The sequence below is a fragment of the Plantactinospora sp. B24E8 genome (genome assembly GCF_039871735.1).
GTDB lineage: Bacteria > Actinomycetota > Actinomycetes > Mycobacteriales > Micromonosporaceae > Plantactinospora.
The window spans coordinates 406,431-420,104 of record NZ_JBDPMH010000002.1; the positions used below are offsets into that span (position 1 = coordinate 406,431).

At 71.6% G+C, this 13,674-nt stretch carries 16 protein-coding genes and 1 pseudogene; 9 read left to right on the forward strand and 8 right to left on the reverse strand.

Going from position 1 to position 13,674, the window contains the following annotated elements; all coding sequences use genetic code 11:
• Positions 1-110: 110 nt before the first annotated feature.
• Together ABGB21_RS05620 and ABGB21_RS05625 are read left to right on the forward strand one after the other, a co-directional pair.
• Positions 111-977 carry a PHP domain-containing protein gene (locus ABGB21_RS05620; RefSeq protein ID WP_347676621.1) on the forward strand — a complete coding sequence of 289 codons (867 nt, stop codon included), beginning with the start codon at positions 111-113 and terminating at the stop codon, positions 975-977.
• Positions 978-1,006: 29 nt separating this feature from the next.
• Positions 1,007-1,639, forward strand: a complete 633-nt coding sequence (locus ABGB21_RS05625) for a histidine phosphatase family protein (protein ID WP_347653688.1) — start codon at positions 1,007-1,009, stop codon at positions 1,637-1,639.
• Between the two features lie 9 nt (positions 1,640-1,648).
• Here ABGB21_RS05625 and ABGB21_RS05630 read toward each other — a convergent pair whose 3' ends face one another.
• Positions 1,649-2,299 carry a class I SAM-dependent methyltransferase gene (locus ABGB21_RS05630; protein WP_347653689.1) on the reverse strand — a complete coding sequence of 217 codons (651 nt, stop codon included), beginning with the start codon at positions 2,297-2,299 and terminating at the stop codon, positions 1,649-1,651.
• A 92-nt stretch (positions 2,300-2,391) separates the two neighbouring features.
• Entirely contained in the window at positions 2,392-2,886 is a 495-nt protein-coding gene (locus tag ABGB21_RS05635) for a hypothetical protein (protein ID WP_347653690.1), read from the reverse strand.
• A 271-nt stretch (positions 2,887-3,157) separates the two neighbouring features.
• On the opposite strand from ABGB21_RS05635, the gene ABGB21_RS05640 reads away from it, so the two are divergent.
• Together ABGB21_RS05640 and prfH are read left to right on the forward strand one after the other, a co-directional pair.
• Entirely contained in the window at positions 3,158-4,342 is a 1,185-nt protein-coding gene (locus ABGB21_RS05640; protein WP_347676623.1) for an RNA ligase RtcB family protein, read from the forward strand.
• Positions 4,339-5,064, forward strand: coding sequence for a peptide chain release factor H (gene prfH / locus ABGB21_RS05645; protein ID WP_347676625.1), 726 nt, complete (start codon positions 4,339-4,341; stop codon positions 5,062-5,064). The genes ABGB21_RS05640 and prfH overlap by 4 nt, the downstream gene beginning before the upstream one ends.
• On the opposite strand, the gene ABGB21_RS05650 is transcribed toward prfH, so the two are convergent.
• Complete coding sequence (locus tag ABGB21_RS05650; RefSeq protein WP_347676627.1) at positions 4,977-6,197, reverse strand: hypothetical protein; 1,221 nt, start codon at positions 6,195-6,197, stop codon at positions 4,977-4,979. The genes prfH and ABGB21_RS05650 overlap by 88 nt on opposite strands.
• Positions 6,198-6,273: 76 nt before the next feature.
• A complete protein-coding gene (locus tag ABGB21_RS05655) occupies positions 6,274-6,651 on the reverse strand; it encodes a VOC family protein (RefSeq protein ID WP_347653694.1) in 378 nt (125 codons plus the stop codon).
• 115 nt (positions 6,652-6,766) lie between these two features.
• Here ABGB21_RS05655 and ABGB21_RS05660 point away from each other — a divergent pair, with 115 nt between their 5' ends.
• Entirely contained in the window at positions 6,767-7,150 is a 384-nt protein-coding gene (locus tag ABGB21_RS05660; protein ID WP_347653695.1) for a hypothetical protein, read from the forward strand.
• A gap of 47 nt (positions 7,151-7,197) precedes the next feature.
• On the opposite strand, the gene ABGB21_RS05665 is transcribed toward ABGB21_RS05660, so the two are convergent.
• Positions 7,198-8,073: a winged helix-turn-helix transcriptional regulator gene (locus ABGB21_RS05665; protein ID WP_347676629.1), complete on the reverse strand. Its 876-nt coding sequence runs from the start codon at positions 8,071-8,073 to the stop codon at positions 7,198-7,200.
• A gap of 52 nt (positions 8,074-8,125) precedes the next feature.
• Here ABGB21_RS05665 and ABGB21_RS05670 point away from each other — a divergent pair, with 52 nt between their 5' ends.
• Positions 8,126-9,415 (forward strand): MFS transporter, encoded by a 1,290-nt coding sequence (locus ABGB21_RS05670; protein WP_347653697.1) that lies wholly within the window; start codon positions 8,126-8,128, stop codon positions 9,413-9,415.
• A gap of 167 nt (positions 9,416-9,582) precedes the next feature.
• On the opposite strand, the gene ABGB21_RS05675 is transcribed toward ABGB21_RS05670, so the two are convergent.
• On the reverse strand, positions 9,583-9,798 hold the full coding sequence (locus tag ABGB21_RS05675) for a hypothetical protein (RefSeq protein ID WP_347676631.1): 216 nt from the start codon (positions 9,796-9,798) through the stop codon (positions 9,583-9,585).
• Between the two features lie 131 nt (positions 9,799-9,929).
• On the opposite strand from ABGB21_RS05675, the pseudogene ABGB21_RS05680 reads away from it, so the two are divergent.
• From ABGB21_RS05680 to ABGB21_RS05690, 3 genes and pseudogenes are all read left to right on the forward strand, one after another.
• Positions 9,930-10,235, forward strand: a pseudogene (locus ABGB21_RS05680) (TipAS antibiotic-recognition domain-containing protein); the annotation flags it as partial.
• 55 nt (positions 10,236-10,290) lie between these two features.
• On the forward strand, positions 10,291-11,079 hold the full coding sequence (locus ABGB21_RS05685) for an inositol monophosphatase family protein (protein WP_347676633.1): 789 nt from the start codon (positions 10,291-10,293) through the stop codon (positions 11,077-11,079).
• Between the two features lie 27 nt (positions 11,080-11,106).
• Positions 11,107-12,024, forward strand: coding sequence for a hypothetical protein (locus ABGB21_RS05690; RefSeq protein WP_347676635.1), 918 nt, complete (start codon positions 11,107-11,109; stop codon positions 12,022-12,024).
• A 41-nt stretch (positions 12,025-12,065) separates the two neighbouring features.
• Here the strand turns inward: ABGB21_RS05690 and ABGB21_RS05695 are convergent, their stop codons facing one another.
• Together ABGB21_RS05695 and ABGB21_RS05700 are read right to left on the reverse strand one after the other, a co-directional pair.
• A complete protein-coding gene (locus ABGB21_RS05695; protein WP_347653702.1) occupies positions 12,066-13,052 on the reverse strand; it encodes a LacI family DNA-binding transcriptional regulator in 987 nt (328 codons plus the stop codon).
• 168 nt (positions 13,053-13,220) lie between these two features.
• Entirely contained in the window at positions 13,221-13,562 is a 342-nt protein-coding gene (locus ABGB21_RS05700) for a DUF952 domain-containing protein (protein ID WP_347653703.1), read from the reverse strand.
• Positions 13,563-13,674 lie beyond the last annotated feature (112 nt).

The following is a 13,674-nucleotide window of genomic DNA, read 5'->3' on the forward strand; positions in this document are numbered from 1 at the left end:
TCCGCTCTGGCGGCGGGCCCGGGCCGGGCCGTTGATCGAACGGCCTGCGGACGACGGAAGGGGACACCTCCACCGTTGCGCATTCACACCTGTCGCAGGAAGGTGTGGGCATGGGACTCGCGACGGTGCCGCCCGACAGCCACGTACACAGCGAGTGGTCCTGGGACGCGCCGCTGGCATCGATGGAGCTCTCCTGCGCGCGGGCGGTGGAGTTCGGGCTGCCGGCGATCGCGTTCACCGAGCACCTCGACCACACGGTCTGGACCGTCGCGCTCGACGGCGTCCACCGGGACGAGCATCTCGCGAGCCTGGCCACGCCGGACGGCGTGCTGACGCCCCCGGCGTTCGACGCGTCCGGATACCTGGCGGCGATCGAGACGTGTCGCGAACGGTTTCCCGACCTGCGGATCCTCAGCGGTCTGGAGCTGGGTGAACCGCACTGGCACGCCGCGGCGTGTGGCAAGGTGCTCGGTGCCGGTCGCTACGACCGGGTGCTCGGCTCCGTGCACTGCCTCCCGGAGCCCACCGACCCGGACCGGTTCGCCGAGCCGCCGGGCCACTACCGGCACCGGGTCGCGGCCGACGTCGTCCGGCAGTACCTCGCGGAGGTCGTCCAGCTCGTGAACCGGAGCGAGGTGTTCTCCGTACTCGCCCACATCGACTATCCGGTCCGGTACTGGCCGGAGCGGGACGCCGGCCCGTTCGACCTGTCGATTTTCGAGGCGGAGTTCCGGCACGCGTTGCGGGCCACCGCCCGGTCGGGTCGGGCCCTGGAGATCAGCACCCGGATACCGTCGCTGCACTCGGCCCTGATCCGGTGGTGGCACGAGGAGGGCGGTGAGGCGGTCTCGTTCGGCAGCGACGCCCATGAGCCCTCGGCCGTCGCCCGGGGCTTCCGCGAGGCGGCGGCCATGGCGCGGGCCCACGGTTTCCGGCCGGGCGAGAACCCGTACGACCTCTGGCCGCGTGCTAACTGACCAGCGGGACAGTTGACCAGGAGGTGACGATGGAGCAGCCGGTCGATGCTGCGGAGTTCGGCGGACGGACCGAGGTGGTGCTGGTCCGGCACGCGTTGTCCGTACCGCCGACGGCCGACGGTCCGGACCAGTTCACTCGGCCGTTGACGCCGGACGGTCTGCGGCAGGCGAAGGAGCTGGTCAGGGATCTGGCGGTACCGGCGCCGGTTGCGGTGTGGAGCAGTCCCTACCTGCGGGCGATCCAGACCGTCGAGCCCACCGCGTCGGCGCTGGGGCTGGTGGTACAGACCCGGTGGGAGTTGCGCGAGTGGGACGACGGACTCACGTTCACAGTGGACTGGAAGCGGCACTACACAGCGAGTTGGCTGGACCCGTCGTTGGTCCGGCCGGACGGCGAGAGCCTCGACCAGCTCACCGAACGTGCCGTGGCCGCGGTCCGTACCCTCGTCGGGACGTATCCGGGCCAGCGGGTGCTGGTCGGCAGCCACGGCACGTTCGTGGCCCGGGCGCTCTGCGGTTTCGACGTACCGGTGAGCCGGGCCTTCTGGGATGGGATGCCCATGCCGGCGGTCTACCGGCTCGGCTTCGACCTCCCCTGCGCCCAGCCGGAGGTGTCCGGGCCGGGCCTGCCCATCGGGACGACCCCGGGGCCGGCCCGATGAAAGGTCGGGTCAGCGTTTCCGGACCAGGGTGACGCCGTCCCGGACCGGAAGCATGACGGCCTCGACCCGGTCGTCGGCGGCGATGGCCCGGTTGAGCTGCCGCAGGACGCGCGGGCCCGGGGCACCCGGTTCGGGGTCGAGCACCCGGCCGCCCTGCAGGACGTTGTCGAGGACCAACAGGCCACCGGGGCTCAGTCGTTGGACCAGGGCCTCGTAGTAGTCCGGGTAGCCGGGCTTGTCGGCGTCGATGAAGGCGAAGTCGACGACCGGCTCGTTGGGCAGGGTCCGGAGCGTCTCGATCGCCGGTGCGATCCGCAGGTCGATCTGCTTATCGACGCCGGCCCGCTGCCAGTATTTCCGGGCGACGGCGGTCCACTCCTCGGAGACGTCGCAGGCGATCAACTGGCCGTCCGACGGCAGTCCACGGGCGATGCAGATGGCGGAGTAACCGGTGAAGACGCCGACCTCGACGGCGTACCGGGCGCCGCTGAGGCGGACCAGCATGGTCAGCAGCTGCCCCTCGTCGGCGGAGATCTGCATGCCGGCGGCGTCCGGGAACGCGGCGGAGGTCTCGGCGGCGAGTTCGCGGAGCAGATCGTCGGCGGGGGAGGAGTGGGCCAGGACGTACGCGGCGATCTCGGAAGCGAGTGGTTCGGTCACGGGGCCTAGCCTCGCCGATTCTCGACGCGATCGCACGCTCCTGGGATGGCGAGTTCCCGGTCAGAGCCGCGATCGACGCTGTGGCACACGCACTACCTGAAGGCGATCGGGGTGGACCGGATGTACCAGGTGAGGTGCCGGTCGCCGTGGTCGTCAGGACCCCAGTAGTCGACCACCGCGTACCGTCGTTCCGCCCCGGGCAGGGTGAAGCTCTGTCGCGTCTCGGCTCCGGTGCCCGAGACGGCGGTCAACACGTGTGGCCCGGGTGGCGCCTCGATCGGAAAAAGGATCCAGTTGTGCTGACTGCCCACCTCGAAGGGCTGGTCGACGACCACGGTGTCGTCGATTCTCACGGTGACGGTCACCGGGTCGTCCTCGAACGACTGGTTGCTCACCCAGAGGTGCAGATCGGCCTGCTCCTTCTCGACGATCCGGAGGGCGGGGGGAGTGGGACCAGGCTGGGCGGACGGGGTCGCGGAGCCGGAGACCTCGACACCGGCCGCCGGGGCGGTAGGCGTACCCGACCCGGTGCAACCGGCCACCGCCAGCACTGTGGCTGCGGCGAGAACAGCCGTACGGATGGACATGGCCGCCTCCCTCCACCCGGTCAAACGAGCGAACGCGGTGGCGGGTTCCCCACCGAGCCGGCCGGCGCGGGGCGACCTGGACGCGGAGTGGGATCGCCGGTGTCGGCCCGCAGGTGCGAAATCCGGTTGATCGTCGGGGCGGTGCTCAGCCACAGTGGTGCCCATGACGTTCTGACGGACCGCTCCCGGTATCCCCAGGCACCACGGCACCGAACTGTGCCGTGCCGCCGCCGTCCGCCCATTTCCTCCTTCCCCCGAGAAGAGAGCGTCGTTGTCTGCGTTGCCCTCCCGGCAGGCATCCCTGCCGAAATCCGGTGCCACCGTCACCGTTTTCGCCGCCCCGACCAGCTGGATCGAATCCGACGCGCTCGCGCAGTGCCACCAGGTGGCCGCTCTCGACGGCATGATCCACGTCGCCGGCATGCCAGACCTGCACCCCGGCAAGGGCGCCCCGATCGGCGCCGCCATGTTGTCGACCGTGCTGTATCCGTTCCTGGTCGGCTCCGACATCGGCTGCGGCATCGCCGTCTTCCCGATCAGACTCAAGCGGGTCGTACCCGAGAAACTCGCCGCCCGGTTCCCCGACCTCGACCGGGCGCTCGACCCGGAACGCGACGCCGACGACCCGGCCTGGGCCGTACTGGACGGGGAGATCCCCGCCGGTCACGTCGAGGGCCTCGGCACCGTCGGCCGGGGCAACCACTTCGTCGAACTCGCCCGGGTCGGCACCGTCCTCGAGCCGGACCACGCGGACCGGCTCGGACTGGCCGCCGGCGACCTCGTCCTCATCGTCCACAGTGGCTCCCGTGGGCTCGGCGAGCGAATCCTGCGGGCGCACACCGAGGTACACGGCGCCGGACCTGCGCCGGATCCCGCCGGCTACCTCGCCGCCCACGACGCCGCCGTACGGTGGGGCTCGCTCAACCGGCGGCTGATGGCGGCCCGGGTCGCCCTCGCGCTCGGCGCCGAGCCGACCGAACCGATCGTCGACGAGTGCCACAACTCGGTCGAGATCCGGGACGGCGCCTACCTGCACCGCAAGGGCGCGGCCCGGGGCGACGGCCGGGACGTGCTGGTCGCCGGCACCCGGGGCACCCCCTCCTACCTGGTCGCCGGGCACGCCGGTGCGGAGGCGAACCATTCCGTGGCACACGGCGCGGGCCGCAAGATGTCCCGCGCCGACGCCCTGCGCCGGGGGCGGGCAAAACACACCGTCGAGGAGTTGCGCCGTACGGCGGTGGGGTCGCTTGTGGTCTGCGGCGACCGCCAGCTGCTCTTCGAGGAGGCGCCGACCGCGTACAAGCGCATCGAGCAGGTGATCGGCGACCTCGTCGACCACGGACTGGCCACCCCGGTGGTCAGCACGGTGCCGGTGGTCACGTACAAGACGGCCGACCTCGGGGCCGTGGGTTCCGGCGACCGCCGGGACCCGCGCCGCCGGCGGGGGCGGTCGTGACCGTCCACCTGCTCATCTCGGCCGGGCGGGGCCCGCAGGAGTGCGCCTGGGCGCTGGGCCGGCTGCTGTCCCGGTTGGAGGCCGAGGCCGGGCGCCGGCAGTTGACCACCCGCCGGGTCGAGACGATCTCCGGGGACCGGCCGGACACCTACCGGTCGGTCCTGGTCGAGATCTCCGGCGTCGGCGCCGAGACGTTGGCCGTCGAGTGGTCCGGGACGCTCTGCTGGCAGGCGCCCAGCCCGTACCGCGCCGACACCGGTCGGAAGAACTGGTACGTCATCGCCCGGCCCTGCCAGCTCGACATCCCGCGTACGCGATTCGTGGAGGCGGACGTCGACATCGTCGCCTGCCGGACCGGTGGTCCCGGCGGTCAGCACCGGAACAAGGCGAGTACGGCGGTCCGGGCCACCCACCGCCCGTCGGGTCTCGTGGTGGTGGTCGACACCGAGCGGCAGTTCAGCCTCAACCGTCGGATCGCCCTGAAGCTGTTGCGGGAACGCATCGAGCGTGGTGACGAGCTGGCCGAACGTGCCGCCGTCACCGCCCGCTGGCGCATCCACGACGAACTCGTCCGGGGCAACCCGACCCGGGTCGAACGTCCGGACGCCTCGGAACAGGATCCGCCCCGGCCTGGTCAGTCGGACGTGGGCTCCGCCGTGGTGCGGCGTCGTACCAGGAGATCCGCCTCCAGCAGGCGGCCGGAGAGCCGGCCCGCGCGGTAGATCTCGTCCTTCGTCATGTTCGGCACGATCAGGTGTGCCTCGTGGATGCCGTCGCCGCTGCCGACGGTCAACAGGGCCAGGTACCAGCGGAGTGCCTGCACCAGGTCGACCGGCCCACCGAACCCGTCGCGGTACCAGCACGCCGCCGCGAACATGCTGCCCCGGTCACCGGCCTCGGCGCCGCGCAGGTACCACCGCAGCGCCTCCTCGTCGAGGTCCAGCTCGCTGAGCCGGTCACCCAACACGGGGTACGCCTCCACCACCCCGGCCTCGGCGGCCTGGCGCAGCCAGGGCACCGCGTCGGCGGTACGGCCGGCGAGCACCCCGAGGTTGAACGCGGCGAACGCATCACCAGCCTCGGCCGCGGCCTGGTAGAGCGCCGCCGCCCGGATCTCGTCCGCCGGGGTGCCGATGCCGTGTTGGACCAGGAAACCGAGGCTGCGCTGGGCGACCGGATCACCGTCCTCCGTCGAGGCGGTCAGCAACTCCACGCCGCCGACCGGGTCGTTCAGGTGGTAGGCGAGAATCACCCCGAGCATGGTCCGCGCCTTCGGGTCGTGCCGGGCCGGTTCCCGCAACCTCGGCGCGAGCAGCGTCAGCTCCCGTTCGGCCTGCGCGATGCCGGCCTTCGCGGCCAGCAGGTAGCAGGACGCCGCCTCCGGCAGGTCCTCCCGGTGGTACGCGAAGAGGGTGCCTAGGTCGAGCAGAGCCAGCGCCTCGCCGGCCTTCGCCGCCGCCCGCCAGTGCCGCTCCGCCTCCTCCTCGTCCACCGGTACGCCCTGACCGGTGGCGTACATCAGGCCGACCATCCGGCGTGCGCCGGCATTGCCCGAGTCGGCGGACCGTTGGTACCACCGCAGGGCGGTGAGGTGGTTCGGTGCGACGCCCCGACCGGTCGCGTACAGCACCCCGAGATTGTGGGCGGCCTCGGCGTTGCCCAGTTCGGCCGCCCGCTCGTACAGGCGGTGCGCCTTCACCGGGTCGGCGGGTTCGCCGTGACCGTTGCTCGCCAGCAGACCCAACAGCAGCAGTGCCCGGTGGTCGTCGCCGGCCGTCGTCAGCTGTTCCCGTGCCTCGTCGAACTCGCCTCGCTGCACGGCGAGCAGACCGCGGTCGTAGGCCTGCAGCGTCACGGCGGACAGTGTAGGGAGCGCGGGAACGGGGTCGAGGAGGCAGGACCGGCGCCGGGCGTGCTGACCGCCGGGTCCCTCAGTGCCGGACCAGGCAGAACGGATGACCCGCCGGATCGGCGTAGACGGCCCAGCTGCGCCCGTCGACGTCCTCCTCCAGCACGGTGGCGCCCAGTTCCCGTACCTGTTCGTCGGCGCGGTCCAGGTCGGGCACCCCGAGGTCCAGGTGGAACTGCTGCGGACGGTCGGGGTCGGGCCACCGTGGCGGCTGGTGGTCGGCCGCCCGCTGGAAGGCGAGCACCAGGCCGGACGGCACGTGCAGGGTGGCCCAGTCGTCGTCCAGCGTCCACCGTTGATCCGGCTGGTTGACGCCGCCGCCCAGCAGGGACCGGTAGAACTCGGCGAGGCGTACCGGGTCGGGGCAGTCCAGGACCACACACTGCAGTTCCGCGATCATGTTGCGATCGTAGGGCCCGGTCCCGGGCGGTCGTACCGGACCGGTGCTCCACCCATTAATCGACTCTTCTCGAATTTCACGTTTGCTGGGGGTGTGGGCCGGCAATTGAGCGATCATGGCTCTGCTGCTTGATCTCGCCAACATTCTCGGCGGCTTCCTGCTCGCGATCACCCTGCTGCGTCGCCTGCCCCGGATCGGCGACGACCTCGGCCGGTTCGCCGCCCGGGTCGGACCGTTCGGTTGGGTGGTCGGGATCGTCGCGCTGGTGGCGGGTGGCTACTTCCTCCTGGTCCACCTGACCACCGGCCCCCGACTGTTCCACTTCGAGGTGGTCGGGATCGCGGTCGGTCTCGCCCTGCTGTGGTCCCGGCTCACCGGCCGGTCGGCCCCGGAGGCGGAGCGCCGGGACACCGCGAGCGGGCCCGGACTGCTGCTCGCGATCCTCGGGTTGATCGCGATCGTGGTCGGCATCCAGGGCCTGTTCACCCCCGACGGGTGAGCGGGCGGGCCGTCCCCGCCGACGCCAGCCCGACGCCCGGTTGGCGGCTACCGACAGGGGAGCAGCCTGAGCATCTCGTCCACCGAGCCGGCCGGATCGGTGATCGGGAACTGGGTCGCCCGGATCACCGCGTCCGGGTCCACCAGCAGCGACAGCCGCTTGAAACGGTCGACGCCGGCCGCCCGGAAGGTCGGCAGCAGCAGCCCGGCGGCGAGTCGACTGTCCTGGTCGGACAACAACGGGTACGGCAGCCGGGCGTACTCGGCGAAGGCGGCCAGTTCGTCCGGGCGCTGGGTGCTGACTCCCCGGATCTCGGCGCCGGCGGCGGCGAAGTCGACGGCCCGGGAGGCGTAGGTGAGGGATTCCAGGGTGCAGCCCCGGGCGCCCGGGATCTCCGCCCAGCCCGGCGGCAGGCTCTGGGCGCCGGGGGCGAAGGCGCCGGGAAAGAAGTAGAGCACGGTCCAGCGGCCGTCCGGTGCGGTGACCGGGACCGGTGTGTCGTCGTGCCGGCGCAGGACGACGTCCGGCAGTTTCCGGCCGACCAACTCGTGCACCCGGCGGCTCTCGGCCGAGCCGTCCTCGGCGGTGGCGGTCAGCGCGCCGTCACCCATCACGTGCCGGGTGCCCCAGTCCTGCAGCGCGATGAGGGTCGGCAGCAGGCCCTCGCCCTTCGCTGTCAGGACGTAGTCGTAGCGCGGTGGCCGGGTGGAGTACGCCCGCTTCTCCAGTACGCCGTGCGCGACGAGCCCGGCGAGGCGTTCGGTGAGTGCCCGACGGCTGACCCCGAGTTCCCGTTGCAGGCCGTCGAACCGGGTGTTCCCGCCCGCCACGTCGCGGATCACCAGGAACGTCCACCAGTCGCCGATGACTCCCAGCGCCTGGGCGATGCCGCAGTCGGCGTCCGCGAGCTCAGACCGTTTCACGAGGTCAAGTATAGTGCGTTTCATTCTGGAACTTACTCGTGGCGGGGGAATGATGACGGACGGTGAGGGCGGCGCGAGGGTCTTCTGGCGGTGGTGGACGGCCGGCACGACCAGCGGGCTCGGCTCGGCGGTCGGCGCGGTCGCGCTGCCGCTGACTGCGGTGACGGTGTTGCACGCCTCCGCGTTCGAGATGGGCCTGATCGTCGCGGCCAGCTACCTGGCCTGGATCGTCATCGGCCTGCCGGCCGGGGCGATCGTGCAACGGCTGCCGATGCGCCGGGTGCAGATCGTCGCCGACCTGGCCCGTGCGGCGGCGGTCGTGTCGATCCCGCTGACCTGGTGGACCGGGCACCTGACGATCGCCCAGCTGGTGGTCACCGCACTCGTGATCAATTTCGCGGACGTCCTCTTCGACGTGGCCAACTCGACGTTCCTGGCCTCGATCGTCAGCAAGGAGCAGTTGCAGGCCCGGAACAGCCTGACCTCCGGAACCCACGCCACCACCCAGCTCGGCGGCCCGTCCATCGGTGGCCTGTTCGTCCAGTTGATCGGCGCGGTGCCGACCCTGCTCGTCGACGCCGTCAGTTACCTCGTCTCGGCACTGCTGCTGCGTACCCTGCCGGAGCGTCGGTCGACGGCACCGGACCGGTGGCCGCCGGTCCGGGCCATGATCCGGGAGGGCTGGCACTTCGTGGTCCGGCACCCGGTGATGGGCCCCTGCATGTGGGCCGCCACCGCGGCCAACGCCGTCTGCGGCGCCCAGCACGCCCTCTACACGCTCTACCTGATCCGGGAGCTCCACCTGACGCCCGGTCTGGTCGGGGTGCTGCTGGCCGCCGACGGGGTCGGCACCCTGCTCGGTGCGACCCTGACCAACCGGATCACGAACCGGCTCGGCACCGCCCGCGCCCTGATCGTCGCGGGATTCGTCGCGGTCGCCGGCGCGGTTGTCGTGCCGCTCGGCACCGGCTGGCCGGCGCTGGCCGCGTTCGCGATCGGCAACGTGGTGTTCTCGATCGGTGTGGTGGTGCTCAGCGTGGTGACCCGTACCTACCGGCAGATCGCCAGCCCGCCCGAACTGCTGCCGCGGGTGATGGCGACGGTGCGGTTCGTCTCCTGGGGGGCGATCCCGATCGGCGGTCTGCTCGCCGGGCTCCTGGCCGGTCTGCTCAGTGCCCGGACCACCCTGTTGATCTTCGTTGCCGCAGCGGTGTGCATTCCGGCGGTCCTGCTCGCCTCGCCGGTCAGGCGGTTGCGCGACCTCACCGACCATCACGAGCCGGTCCGGACCCCGGACGACGACGCCGTCCTGCGGCTCGAGCGCAGCGGCCCCCGGCCATGACGTCGGCCGCCCGCAGCCGACGGACCGGATGCGCGGATCCGACTTGACCCTCACGTGACGTCAGGCTGGAGGGTTGGGCACATGAGCGACCACTACAACGCTTTCGAGCTCAGCCCGGTGCCCACTCCCGGTCCGGACGCGGTGGCGCCGGAGCTGTTCCGGGGCATCTACGGCATGCCCGCCTTCGTGACGATCCCCACGACCGATCTGGCGACGTCGGTGGACTTCTGGGTTCGAGGGCTGGGATTCTTCGAGCTGTTCAGCATCCCCGGCACCCTCGTGCACCTGCGCCGGTGGGCGTTCCAGGACGTGCTCCTCGTCTCGGCGCCGACGGTTCCGGCGCAGGCACCGGCGATGAGCGTCAGCTTCTCCTGCGTGCTCAACCAGGTCGACTCCCTTGTCGAGGACTGTCGTGCGGTGCGCCCGGACTCGGTCGACGGCCCACGGGACACGCCCTGGAACACCCGCGACGTGGAGGTGATCACCCCCGAGAAGGCACGGAGGTCCGGAGGGATGGCAGGCGATCGCCGATGCGGTCGCCGACCTCGAGCGTGCGCTCGGGGACGCGATGGACGCCGGGGTCATCCCTGGCAGTCCAGCGGCGAACCAACTCGTCGAGCGGCACCGCGAGATCTTCGCCTCGTACTTTCCCCTCACCCGGCAGATGCAGGTCTGTCTGGGCCGGATGTTCGAGGCCGATCCGGGATTCGCCGCCCACTACGACGGCATCCGCGCCGGCCTGGCAACGTGGTTCCGGCGGAGTATCGACGCCGCTGCGCGCGCCCATGGCATCGACCCCGACACCGCTACCTGGCGGTAGCGGCGCGGGCGACACCGGATCGGGCGGGGCGGAGATCCGTCGGTATCGTCCAGTCATGTCGCTCACTGATCCCATGCTGGCCGTCGCGGCGGCGGAGGCGGGTGCCGAGATCGTCCGGAACCGCTACGGCGCCGAACTGGAGCGCGTCGAGAAGTCCGCGGGGGATTTCGCCACCGCCGCCGACCTGGAGGCGGAGCAGGCCATCCTCGACCTGCTCCGATCCGCCCGTCCGGACGACGCCGTGTTGGGTGAGGAGAGTGGACGGAGCGGCGCCGGCGATGCCGACCGGACCTGGCTCGTCGACCCGCTCTGCGGCACGCTGAACTTCGCCGCCCGGACCCCGCTGGTCGCGGTCAACGTCGCGTTGCGCACCGGAACCGACGTCACGGCCGCGGCCAGCGCCGACCCCTTCGCCCGCGAGGTGTTCTGGACCGACGGCGACCAGGCGTACGTCCGTCGGGACGGGGTGGACGAGAAACTGCTCCCGTCCGGTGGGTCCCGGCTGGTGGACGTCAACCTCGACCCGCCGTTTCCGAGTTTCCGGGCCGTACGACTGCTGGCGGACGAGGGCTTCGCCGAGCGTTTCCTTCCCCGGGTGCTCTCCACCACCCTCGCCGTCGCCTGGGTCGCGGCCGGGCGGCGGGCGGCGTACGTGACCGACGGCGACCTGCGGGACAGCGTGCACTTCGCCAGCGGCATCGCCCTGTGCCGGGCGGCCGGCTGCGTGGTGACCGGCCTGCGGGGGCAGCCGGTGCACACCGGTGCCGGCGGGCTGCTGGTGGCGGCGGACCAGGAGACCCACGCCGCGCTGCTGGCCCTGGTCGAGCGGCAGTTCGGGAACTGAGAGCGGGATGGGGGACGGGGACCCGCGATGAGTGGGAACGAACCGGCCGACGGATTCGCCGCGAGCCGGTACCGGTACCTCCGTCCGCCGGTCGGGGACGGACGCTACTGCGTCGGCAACGTCACCGAGTGCTACGACTACACGGACGACGGCGGGGTACGGATCCCCTGGGGTGGCACGATGACGCCGGAGGAGGCGGCCCGGGTGCGGTCCCTGCACCTGCGCCCGTCCCGGGCACAGTTGCGGAGGCCGAGGCTGCCGGCGTTCCTGCCCGACCTGGGGAACCTCGCCGCGCTGCACCTGCCGACGCCGCTGGTGCCCCTGCTGACCCCGACCGGCGTGCCGGCCGGCCTGCCCACCCTCGTGATCAGCCACGACCACCTCTCGCCGGTCCCGGAGGCGCCGCTGGCCGCCGATGCCGTCCTTCCCGGACTCCGCGCGGTCATGTTCGTCAACTCCAGTCCCGTACCGCCCCTCGCCCAGATCCTCGACCCGCTGCCCCCGCTCGAGTTCCTGTCCACCGCCCTCGGTGATGACGAGGTGCTCCGGCAGATCCGGGACCTGACGACGCTACGTCACCTGGAACTGGCCCACCTCGGAAACGTGGACGTCTTCGCGCACATCACCGCTCCGCTGCGGGCCATGGAGATCGGCGGCACCGGGACCCGTTTCCCGGTCGCCCGCCTCGCCACCCTCCCGACCCTGCGCGCGCTGCGACTGAACGGACTCCGGGCCGAGATCGACTGCCGGGTCTTCCGGGAACTGCCCGAGTTGGTGGAACTCACCATCCTGAACAGCAAGCGGATCACCCACGTCGAGGCGTTGCTGGAGTGCCGGAAACTGTCCCACCTCAGCCTCACCAACTGCGGCAACCCGTTCCGGAAGGGGATCGGGGAGCGGTTCCGGGACGGGCGGTTCGACCACCTGGACATCAGATACGCCTGACCGGATCGGGCGGTGGTACCAGAGCCGGGGCGGGGGCGACGTCAGGTGCGGGCCGGCGGTGCGGTGCTCTCGCGTACGACCAGGGTGGTGCTGAGTTCGACCCGGTGCTGGAGGAGCGGCTCACCCGCGGCCACCGCGAGCACCATCTCGGCGGCGGTGGCGCCCATCTCGGCGAGCGGCTGCCGGACGGTGGTCAGCGGCGGCGAGCACCAGCGGGTGTTGTCGATGTCGTCGAAGCCGACCACGCTGAGGTCCTGCGGAATCCGCAGGCCGAGTTGCGCGGCCGCCGCGTACAGGCCGAGGGCCTGCAGGTCGTTGCCGCAGACCACGGCGGTCGGCGGGTCCGCCAGGTGGAGCAGTTCGAGACCGAAGTCGCGGCCGCGTTCGAAGAAGAACCGGCCGCTGCGGACCAGCCGCTCGTCGAGCCGCAGCCCGGCGATCTCCATCGCCGCCCGGCACCCCTCCAACCGGGCCCGGGCGGCCACGTAGTCGGGTGGCCCGCTGATCACCGCGATCCGGCGGTGGCCGAGATCGAGCAGGTGACGGGTGGCGGCGATGCCGCCGCTCCAGTTCGTCGCGCCGACCGACGGGATGGTGTGCATCGGTTCGCCGGTGGGGTCGAGGGCCACCAGCGGTATCCCGCTGGCGGCGAGCTGGGCGTGCTGCTCGGGTGTGAACCGGGAGAACGCGGCGATCACCCCGACCGGGTGGCGGGCCAGCAGCTGCTCCGCCCAGGACCGGCCCGGCGCGGTGCGGCCGTTCGCCTCGATGAACCCGACCGCCAGCTCGTGCCGTCGGGCGACCTGTTCCACCCCGCGCATGATCTGGATCGCCAGGTGACTCTCCAGGCCGTAGAAGACCACCTCCAGGGTGGCGCTGGCCGGTGTCTTGTCCGGGCGCCGGTAGCCGTGCTCGCGGAGCAGCGCCTCCACCCGTCGCCGGGTTTCCAACGCCACCCCGGACCGGCCGTTGAGCACCTTGGACACGGTCGGCTTCGACACCCCGGCCAGTTCGGCGATGCTCGCCACGGTCGGTTCTCCCCGTCGGCGTCCCCGCCGTGGCCCGTCTGTTATCTGCCCCGCCACGTGCCGCAGTGTACGCAGTCGGTGACGTCTTCATCCATCATCGTCGCTGCATGTCTCGATCGTTCTCGTCCGGCCGGTGAGAATGCGCAGGTCAGTGCTCCTGAGTGGTGGTCAGGGCGACGGCAGGGTGTAGGTGCCGTCGGCGCCACGGACGAGCGGCGTCACGGCCACCACGGCATCCAGGTTGATCGGTCCGTAGATGTGCGGAAAGACCACACCCGGCGCCACCTCGTCGTCGCGTACCGGTGCGGAGAGCCGGGTCGGGTCGATGCCCAACAGGAGTAGCGGGCCGGCGTCGGCGTAGAACGCCTCGGCGACCCCGAGGACCTGGTCCCGGCGGGCGGCGTGGACGAAGCCCTCCTCGGCGAGGGTGCGGCCCCGGGTCGAGACCCGGTAGTCCCCGCTGGCCTGGGCCGCCGTCCAGTCCGCCGCCTCGGCGATGTGGAAGATCACCGCTGGACTGTACCGCTCCGGTCATCGACCAGGTTGGACGTATTGACGCTCTGGTAGCAGGTCGGTAACCTCTGGACAACCCGCCGCAAGAACTAAACAAACCTCTGCTCTT